General features: G+C 62.0%; 1 protein-coding gene. It reads left to right on the top strand.

Going from position 1 to position 1,017, the window contains the following annotated elements:
- Window positions 1-1,017, top strand: a 1,017-nt coding sequence (gspD, locus tag AB3X86_RS38195; RefSeq protein WP_368599893.1) for a type II secretion system secretin GspD, incomplete at both ends; no start/stop codon positions are given.

Raw genomic sequence — 1,017 nt, 5'->3', positions numbered from 1 at the left:
GCGGCATGATTACCGCCGATTCCGCGACCAACTCGCTGATCATCACCGCGCCCGAAGCGACGTACCGCAACTTGCGCGCGGTGATCGACCAGCTCGATGCGCGTCGCGCGCAGGTGTATATCGAGGCGCTGATCGTCGAGTTGAACTCGAATACGAGCGGCAACCTCGGCATTCAGTGGCAGATCGCGAACGATAACTTGTTTGCAGCTACCAATCTGGCGACTGGCTCGGGCAACAGCATCGTTAACCTCACGGCTGCAGCCGCGGCCGCTGGCACCACCGGTGGTCTGGCCACGGCGCTCCGCTCGAGCTCCGCGCCGCTCCAGCAGGGCCTGAACGTCGGCTGGATGCACAACATCTTCGGTGTGCAGGGTCTCGGCGCGCTGCTACAGGCGCTGTCACGTACCGACGACGCCAATGTGCTCTCCACGCCTAACGTGATCACGCTCGACAACGAAGAAGCGAAGATCATCGTCGGTAACAACGTGCCGATCCAGACCGGTTCCTACTCGAATCTGACGAGCGGCACCACGAGCGCGGCGTTCAACACGTTCGGCCGCGCCGACATCGGCCTCATTCTGCAGGTCAAACCGCAGATCACCGACGGCGGCATCCTGAAGCTGCAGCTCTATACGGAAGACTCGGCGATTGTGGACGACACGAACAACGCGTCGACGAACCCAGAAAGCCCGGAATTCACGAAGCGTTCGATCCAGTCGACCGTGCTGTGCGATAACGGCGAGATCATCGTGCTCGGCGGCCTGATGCAGGACCACTACCAGGTCAGCAACAGCAAGGTGCCGCTGCTTGGCGACATTCCCTGGCTGGGCCAGCTGTTCCGCTCCGAGCAGAAGACGCGCAACAAGACTAACCTGATGGTGTTCCTGCGCCCGGTCATTCTCGCCGACCGCGACACCACGCAGGCCGTCACGGCGAACCGCTACGACTACATCCAGGGTGTGCAGGGCGCGTACCGTCAGGACAACAACATCATGAGGGATCGCGACGATCCGGTCG

Origin of the sequence: Paraburkholderia sp. BR14374, assembly GCF_040948685.1 — a bacterium.
Taxonomy (GTDB): Bacteria; Pseudomonadota; Gammaproteobacteria; order Burkholderiales; family Burkholderiaceae; genus Paraburkholderia; species Paraburkholderia youngii.
The sequence above is the reverse complement of the archived record's forward strand: the minus strand, read 5'-3'. Positions and strand labels throughout refer to the sequence as shown.